Origin of the sequence: Pseudoalteromonas sp. T1lg75, from assembly GCF_002964705.1 — a bacterium.
Lineage (GTDB): Bacteria > Pseudomonadota > Gammaproteobacteria > Enterobacterales > Alteromonadaceae > Pseudoalteromonas.
This window is the reverse complement of the sequence record NZ_PQCD01000033.1, coordinates 645,617-654,564: the sequence shown is the minus strand read 5'-3', so window position 1 is coordinate 654,564 and position 8,948 is coordinate 645,617. Positions and strand designations below refer to the sequence as shown.

General features: G+C 50.5%; 4 protein-coding genes. 3 read left to right on the top strand and 1 reads right to left on the bottom strand.

What is annotated here, in order from left to right; translation table 11 throughout:
• From C2M36_RS09530 to C2M36_RS09520, 3 genes are all read left to right on the top strand, one after another.
• A partial coding sequence (locus C2M36_RS09530) for a proprotein convertase P-domain-containing protein (protein ID WP_199883033.1) occupies nucleotides 1-339 on the top strand: 339 nt, incomplete at its 5' end.
• Nucleotides 340-1,137: 798 nt separating this feature from the next.
• Nucleotides 1,138-4,632, top strand: a complete 3,495-nt coding sequence (locus tag C2M36_RS09525) for a S8 family serine peptidase (RefSeq protein ID WP_105254691.1) — start codon at nucleotides 1,138-1,140, stop codon at nucleotides 4,630-4,632.
• Between the two features lie 127 nt (nucleotides 4,633-4,759).
• Nucleotides 4,760-5,761, top strand: a complete 1,002-nt coding sequence (locus C2M36_RS09520) for a proprotein convertase P-domain-containing protein (protein WP_105254690.1) — start codon at nucleotides 4,760-4,762, stop codon at nucleotides 5,759-5,761.
• Here the strand turns inward: C2M36_RS09520 and C2M36_RS09515 are convergent.
• Nucleotides 5,750-8,923 carry an HD domain-containing phosphohydrolase gene (locus C2M36_RS09515; RefSeq protein ID WP_105254689.1) on the bottom strand — a complete coding sequence of 1,058 codons (3,174 nt, stop codon included), beginning with the start codon at nucleotides 8,921-8,923 and terminating at the stop codon, nucleotides 5,750-5,752. The genes C2M36_RS09520 and C2M36_RS09515 overlap by 12 nt on opposite strands.
• Nucleotides 8,924-8,948: the final 25 nt, after the last annotated feature.

The following is an 8,948-nucleotide window of genomic DNA, read 5'->3' as shown; positions in this document are numbered from 1 at the left end:
GCCACCGCTCAAGAGAGCGAGATTTTTGTGCCGCATCATCTAAGCACCTTCTCTTTAGAAGTGGAGCTGACCGTTCGCCATAGCTGGCGCAGCGATCTTTCCATCCAACTGGTATCACCCAGTGGCAACGTACATACCCTGCATAACCGCGATGGTGGTTCGGGTAATGACATTAATCAGCACTACCAAATAGAGACCTTTAACGGCGAAAGCGCCTACGGGGCCTGGAAGCTTCGTATAATCGATAAGGCGCCGGGCAATATTGGCGAACTGCGCCATTGGTCAATGCACCTAGGTGGGTTTAGCAACCGCCACCATGCCCAGCGCTCATTGCGCTAGGTAATCGTTAATATCACTCTCATCAATTTGCTTGGGCCGTAAAACTGCTCGGCATAGACCAGGTACAGCTGTTCGCTCAGGAATAAGTTAAACAGATCTCAGTCGATATGTTCGTCGGCCACCCTACTCTTGATGATCTTCAATGCCCGAGGCAAACGGCAGATGCACCGATAACATCCTGATTAACATGCCTTATATGGAATCGGGAGCAAGTCAGAGCCAGCCATATCGGCCGGTTCACGGTGAATCTCTACCAAGAAGGATGGCTTTCCCCCACTTTCCCGTCACTGGGCTGACTTTATCGACATACTTTGTATACAGCTTTGTAGTATGGCCGCCGACACTCGGGCTGCCCGTACATAACCTATATACAATTAAGCTTCTTAGTGGCATTCCTAAAGCGAACAAACGCACCCAGGCAGCAGTGAATAAATAACACACAAAACTGCATAACCATTTGTTTTGTTGGGTATTTACCCTGCCATAAAATCCATTGCAAATTGCACATCAATAAATAAGAAACAAGAAAACCTTCCAAAAATTGAAATTACTTTGCCATCACCCCGTAATAAAAACCCCTTTTAAATCATACAAAAGTATGTTTTAGCGCACCAATTATAAATAAATGTGAATTTTTTGTTTATTATTTATTGATCGGATGCAAATAAAGGCATATAACTATACACATATGGATACAATAAGTGCGAACGTGCGACGACTTACAGGGAGAATGAAAATGAAGTGGGTGCGTACAAATAAAACAACCATAAGTTAAATTTACATACAACAGGAGATCAGATGATGAAAACGCCCAAGAAGTCATCTTCCAAATTAATAAACGCCCTAGTAGGTACAACACTACTAGCTGGTATCAGCCCTGTAGCCCTAGCGGTTGCTAAAGCACCGTTCAAAGCAACACCTGACTACGATCAACAATCAGTTATCGTTAAGTTCAAACAAAAAGTAGATAAAAAAGATCGTAAAGAGCTTACTCGTAACCTAGGCGTATCTTTCAAAGATAAAAACAATGACGGTGTTGATGACCGCCTACGCAACATTGCCAACGGTCGTCTAGCGGTGCTAGAACTTGGTCAAGGCCGTAAAGTTGATGCGGTACTTGCCAGCCTTCAAAACCACCCACTAGTAGAATACGCAGAGCCTAACTACATCGTACACACTACTGCAGTTCCAAATGATACTTCGTATGCAAGCCTTTACGGCATGCAGAAGATTCAAGCTGAAACAGCTTGGGACTATGTAATCGGTGATTCTTCTGTTGTTGTTGGTGTTATCGATACAGGTTTCGATTTCAACCACCCAGACTTGGCTAACAACATCTGGACCAACCCGAATGAAATCGCCGGCAACGGTATCGATGATGACGGTAACGGTTATATCGATGACATCCATGGTATCTCAGCCATCCTAGACAATGGTAACCCGTCTGACACAGGTTCTCACGGTACTCACGTAGCCGGTACTATCGGGGCCAAAGGTAACAACAACCTGGGTGTTGTCGGTGTTAACTGGCAAACCAGCATGGTAGGTTGTAGCTTCCTTGGCTCAGGCGGCGGTACTCTAGCCGACGGCGTACAGTGTATCGACTATATGATCGGTCTTAAAAATGCTGGTAACAACGTTCGCGTTCTAAACAACAGCTGGGGTGGCGGTGGTTTCACGCAAACGCTTAAAGATGCAATCACAGCAGCCAACAACGCCGATATGCTATTCGTAGCGGCAGCGGGTAACGACTCAGCCGACATCGACAACGGCGGTTTCTACCCTGCGGGTTACGATGTACCAAACGTAGTAGCGGTAGCCTCTACCGACAGCGCCGACAACCTGTCTGGTTTCTCAAACTACGGTGACCAGCTGGTTCACCTGGCTGCACCTGGTTCATTCATCCTGTCAACTACGCCTAACAGCAGCTACGACACGTTCAGTGGTACGTCAATGGCCACACCTCACGTAGTCGGCGCTGCAGCCCTGCTCCTCGCGGGCAACCCGAACCTGACTACATCACAGCTAAAAAGTGTACTGATGAATACCGGTGATACGCTTGCGGCTTTGGTAGGTAAAACCATCTCTGGTAAGCGTTTGAACGTTGCCAATGCACTGGTCGATTCAGGCGGCGCGGGTCCTTCTTTCTTCATGGAAGCAACGCCAAGTAAATCAACCATCAACCAAGGCGACAGCCAGGCTTACTCAATCGACCTAGTTGCAGCCGGCGGTTTCAACGGCACTGCGACTATGAGCCTGACCAGCGTTCCTGCGCTTAACGCTGACGTGGTATTCGCACAAAACCCGGTTGCGGGCGACACCACGAACACCATGACAATCAATACGACAGCGCAAACTGCGCCTGGTACGTACAACTTGACTGTCAACGCCACCGACGGCAGCGTTTCTAAGAACATCAACCTGGAGCTTAAAGTATGGCCTCAAGGTACAGTTTCTACTATGCTGACCAACAACGAAATCGTGCCTATCAGCGATGACGATCCTTCAAACCCAGCAACCAGCAGCATCAATGTTCCTTACGACATGACGCTGACTCAGGTTGAAGTGTTTGTTGACATCACACACACTTGGGCATCAGACATGGTAGTGTCTGTCATTTCACCAGCCGGCGAAGAAGTAGTTCTGCACGATCGTGCGGGTGGCAACGGCACAGGCCTTGTTGGTAACTTTATTCCTACCGAATACGAGTTGGACAACGCATTTGGTGAGTGGAAACTGAAAGTCGTTGACGAAGTGGCAGGCGACACGGGTGCTATCAACAGCTGGTCACTAAAACTGACTGGCGCACCTTCAGCTGGCACAGACTTTGCGCCAAACGTACAGATCGCGACTCCTGCTAACCAGGGCGCATTCTTGAACGGTGAAACTATCAGCTTCAGCGCAAGCTCTAACGACACCGAAGACGGCGACCTGACTGCCGGCATCGTTTGGACGTCAAGCATCGACGGTGTAATCGGTAACGGCACTTCATTCACTAAGTCTGACCTGTCGGTAGGCGACCACGTAATCACTGCGTCTTCTACAGACTCAGCGGGCCAAACCAGCACAGAAACAGTTGAACTGTCTGTTGCTAACGCCAACACCACGGTAAGCGGTGCAAACAACACAGCAATCGCTATGCCTGAGATGGGCGGCAAGGTCTTCACTGAAATCGACCTGCCTACCGGTGTTGCTATCGATGCAATCGAAGTAAGCGTTGATATCTCGTTCAACTCGGTTCAATACCTGAACGCATGGCTGCAATCTCCGTCTGGCACCACGGTTAAACTGGTAACTTGGCGTCAATTCTGGAACACAGACCTGGTACACACCTTTACACCGGTTGAGTTTGCAGGCGAGTCAAGCATGGGTACATGGCGTCTGTTTGTTGAAGATACGTCAAGCTACACCATGAACGGCGTACTGAACAACTGGAGCATCTCGGTATCAAACGGCAACGCGGTACTTCCGCCTCCGGCTGAAAACCAAGCCCCAGTGATGACTATCAATGCACCTATGGGTGGCACTAGCTTCAACCTAGGCGACAGCATCACCTTCGACGGTACTGCAACTGACGCTGAAGACGGTGACCTAAGCGCAGGTATCAGCTGGTACGATAACTTCAACGGCCTAATCGGTACTGGTGCTCTATTCAGCATCAACACACTAGGCGCTGGTGACCACATCGTGACTGCTATTGCGACTGACTCACAAGACGCGTTCGACCAGGCACAAGTAAGCTTCACTATCGTAGACGCGCCAGCAAACGTAGCACCTGTAGCTGACTTCACGTTCGCCGCTACTGACCTGGACGTACAGTTCACTGACCTATCTGGTGACACTGACGGTGCGGTAACAACTCACTCTTGGGACTTCGGTGACGGTGCTAGCTCAACTCTAGCTAACCCTTCACACAGCTACACAGCTGCGGGTACTTACACTGTAACCCTGACTGTAAGCGATGATGACGGTGCCCAGCACTCAATCACTAAAGACGTCACTGTGACTGAGCCGGTTCCAGAGCCAACAATCTTTGTACAAGGTACTGCTGAAACTGACGGTAACCGAGTAACAACGGATCTATCTTGGACTGCACAAGCTGCAACTGAGTTTGATGTATACCGTGACGGAGCGCTAGTTGCCTCAGCTGTGAGAAAAACAGACTACACAGACCGCTTTAACTCTACTGCGACTAGCTTCACTTACCAAGTATGTGAAACTGGCACTACTACCAACTGTTCTTTAGAAGAAACCATCGCGGCTTCTCCTAAGTCAAAAGGTAAACGTAAGTAAGCTGTAAACCCTGGGAAGGCTCTCTAGAGCCTTCCTTTTTCTTCTTAATTTACGTTTATCTCCAGAGCGTAAATCAACAAGAGAAAATAGGGATGGTTATTAATGTTCGAAAACCCGGAGCTTTATTGTGGCTAATCTTTCAACCCTGATCCGCTATCCGCTGATGGCAAGCGCGGCGCTCGTCTGCATGCTAGTGAGTGATGCCCGTGTAAATGCAGCACACAATATGGATATGAATGACAGCTATGCGCTGCACACCACAGGCTCGTCAATCGGCTCACAATGGCAACTTAGCAACCCACTTTTTCCGAACAACCCGCTGCGTTTCGCATCGCGTACCCAACTGCCTTATGCGGCCAAAAGCATAGATACCTTGGTTGGCGAGAGCATTTCAGGTGGCACACCGACAGCAGCCAACAAAGACCCTAAATTAGACCCACAATTCAATTTGCATTGCGCCAGCTCGGTACTCACCATCAACGCCGGCGAGACCGCCACATTCAACTGTAACAGCCGTATCGTCGATGGTTTTAGCGGCACATTGCGACTCTCACTCGCTTCTTCGTTACCCGGGGCAAAACTGTCGCACCGCGAAATCAACGCGGGCATCCCTTTTACCCTGGAAGTGCCAACCAAAAACAAAACTCAGTGGGGTGATTATGTCTTTACCCTCACCGCCCACAAGGATAGCCAGCTAAAACAACAGGCCGTAACCTTAAAGATTCTGCCCCCGGGCGTACAAACCTACAGCTTTAACAATGCGAGCGAGATGACCATAGTCGATAATGGTGCCACCGCTCAAGAGAGCGAGATTTTTGTGCCGCATCATCTAAGCACCTTCTCTTTAGAAGTGGAGCTGACCGTTCGCCATAGCTGGCGCAGCGATCTTTCCATCCAACTGGTATCACCCAGTGGCAACGTACATACCCTGCATAACCGCGATGGTGGTTCGGGTAATGACATTAATCAGCACTACCAAATAGAGACCTTTAACGGCGAAAGCACCTACGGGGCCTGGAAGCTTCGTATAATCGATAAGGCGCCGGGCAATATTGGCGAACTGCGCCAATGGTCAATGCACCTAGGTGGGTTTAGCAACCGCCACCATGCCCAGCGCTCATTGCGCTAGGTAATCGTTAATATCTATCTCATCAATTTGCTCGGCCAGCAAAAATTGCTTGGCGTAGTCCAGGTAGACGCCCTCGGTTAAGAACAAATTAAACAGATGGCGGTCAATATGATCATCGGCAACCATAAAGGTCATGATTTTCAGCGCCTGAGACAGGGTTTTTGCCTCTTTGTAGGGCCTGTCATTGGCCGTTAATGCCTCGAAGATATCGGCAATGGCCATTATTTTTGCCGGCAGTGACATTTGCTCAGCCCGCAACCCCCTTGGATACCCCTTGCCATCGAGTTTCTCATGATGACCCCCTGCATACTCCGGCACCCGGGCCAGATCCTGGGGTAATGGCAGTGTCTCGAGCATGCGTATAGTGGTAGTAATGTGCTCATTGATAATGTATCTGTCCTCATCGGTTAAGGTACCGCGAGTGATACTTAAGTTAGTGAGCTCGCCGAGGTTTTGCTTGTTTTCAGGCACCTTCATATTAAAGCCAAAGCCCTTATCGCGGGCGGCGATATCGCGTTGGCGTTTATAAATGTGCTCCGGTTTATTGCCTAGCACGGCTTCAAAGCCCGGGGTAAAGGGGGCAAAGTCTTCCATATGGCGCTGCTCCGCCGGTGACAATCCCACTCTATCGCTCAGCGTGCGATACCAGGTGCGCTCGCTGATACGGTGCAAACGGGCGATATCTTCCTCGGCCATGGCCTCGCCGCCAATATTGCAGTGGGCGATAAACTCGAAGTCGTCAATGATATCCGCGCGCTGCTGTTGCCAGCTAGATAGCAGCTGCTCTTTATCTTCGGGGCAATGGTGCAAGCGCTCCAAGTACTCAATTTCTGCATCGCGTAACAGCACCTCGAAACGCATACGTACTTCATGAATGCGGTTATAGATACACTCCAGCTTTGAGCCCTTATCAACGATGTGCTCAGGCGTGGTGATCTTGCCGCAGTCATGAAGCCAGGCCGCCACTTCAAATTCGCGCCATTGTTCCTCGGAGCGAAAGCGAAAGTCAGCGAATACCTCGGTTTGGCTTTCATGGGCGTGGCGCGCGAGCATCAAGGCCAACTCAGGCACCCGGGCACAATGACCGCCGGTATAAGGGGATTTTTCATCGATGGCTTGGGCGATCAGCTGAATAAAAGAGTCCAGCAGCTCTTTTTGCCCCGCCTCGAAGTCGCAAATGGACTCGGACATATTGACCAGAGATTTCGACAGCTGGTGGATTTCCTCTATATGTGAGGAGACGTAATGCACCTCGTTATAATTGCGGTGACTGATCTTTTGGTTTTCTTCAATTAATCGTTGAATCGGGCTGGCCATAGAGCGGGCCAATTGGGTGATCAACAAAAGTACCAAACCCAAGACCGCCAAGGTCACAATAATGGCATCGCGCACGTATTTGTTAAGCTGAGCAAACGCCTCCTGCTCGCTGACCAAAAAGGCCAAATATTCTCGGCTGTCTTCGTTGATAAGGCCGGCAATGGCGGTCACGTAAATCAGATAGTCTTCGCCATCCAGGGTAATGCTATGCAACTTATTATGGCTGTTGGCATCTTTAGCCAGGGTTAAAATCTTCGGCGACGGCACCTGAGTAAGGGCGTTGGAGCCTTGGCTCCCCCGACCTTCAAAACGCAACCATTTGTGCTTTAAGGCCATAAGCAATTGCGGCGCTAGCTCGGTTTGAGCGCGGTCGATCAGGGGGATCAGCGGCGCTATCTCCTTGCGGACAAAATGATGTAGGCCAAATTCCGTTCGCCCCTTGAAATCTTCGACCTCGGCGCTGCGATGTAAGGTATCGATAAAAAAGTATTTTTCTATGTATTGCAGTACTACCTTAAGGTCAAATACCGCATCGACCTCACCGCGCTCCAGGGCGCGCATAGCCGCCAGAGTATCATCGTATTCGATAAACTCGGCTTGGGGCAGTTGCTGACGCAAAAAGCGGGTAATGGCATAACCTTTTTGCGCTGCGATACGTTTGTTGGCCAAAGCCTTAAGCTGAGTCTGCGCCGCCAATGCAGGGTCATTGCTGGCGAACACCACTTCGGGGGCGTAATAAGGCCCGGCAAAGGTACCGAATTGCTGGCGCTGTTCGGTCTTCATCAGTCCCAGCAACATGTCTATTTGCCCTTGCTGCAACTGAGCGATGAGCTCGGGAAAGCTGTAGCCGTTGATCAGTTGTAGCTCCAACCCCAGCATGGCGGCGATCAGCTGCATATGCTCGAGTCCATAGCCGCGCGGTTGCCCCGAAAGGTTGTATTCAAACGGCGGATAGTCGTCCATCACCCCAACTCTGAGCGTGCCTATGCTATCCAGTACGGCGAGCTCGTCGACCGTCAGCGCCATTTTTTCGCTCGGGGCAATAACCGGCTCTTCGCTGCCCAGACGTTGCGCCCGCAGCACCCCGTTACCATCGAACATATAGGCTTGCGCACCCTGCTCATAACCGTCAATGGCCATGTATTGGGCCAACGAAGATAAAATAATGGTGGTGCCAAACACATCCCCTTGCTCACTTTTAATGGAGTAACTGCTGCCCGGTTGCCCCACAAAGCTGAACATATAGGGAGGCATTTTATGCACGGACTCGCGGGTGGCTTCCTTAAACCAGGGCCGACTGGTGGCATTATATTGAGTGCCTTGCGACTCACTGTGGCGCGTGCTCAGGTCGCTATTGAGGTAGGTAATGGTTTGCTGGCGTCCATCGGCGGCTTCCCTAACCCGCAGCAGTACCCAGCGATCACTTGGCGCCGCGCCCCACACCTGACGCAGACCCAGGGCCGACTCTAAGTTGGACAGCTCGAGATAATCGCCGTTGGCAAACCCAATAAACAGGGAAAAGACCTTGGGATTGCCCTCTAACAAGGAGCTCAATGCCAATAATTGCTGCTTGGATGGCTCCTCGGCGCTTAGTTGGCGGTCGCCAAAGCTGTGTTTAAGGGTGCGCGCCAGACTAATGGCGCTGCGCTCTTGCATCAGTGCTTGCTCACTGCTGCTTGCGGCTATGGCCTGAAATTTCTCCTGGGCGCTGCTTTTGGCCAGATTATTACTGAATACAAACTGCAGCCCAATGGCCACCAAGGCGGTGAAGGCGCAGGCCAAGACAAACGAGGTGATCAGGGTGACACGTATGGTAAAGCGTGTTCTTTTTGGTATGACGTCCATGAGTTAAGCATTCCGCGCAGTTTCT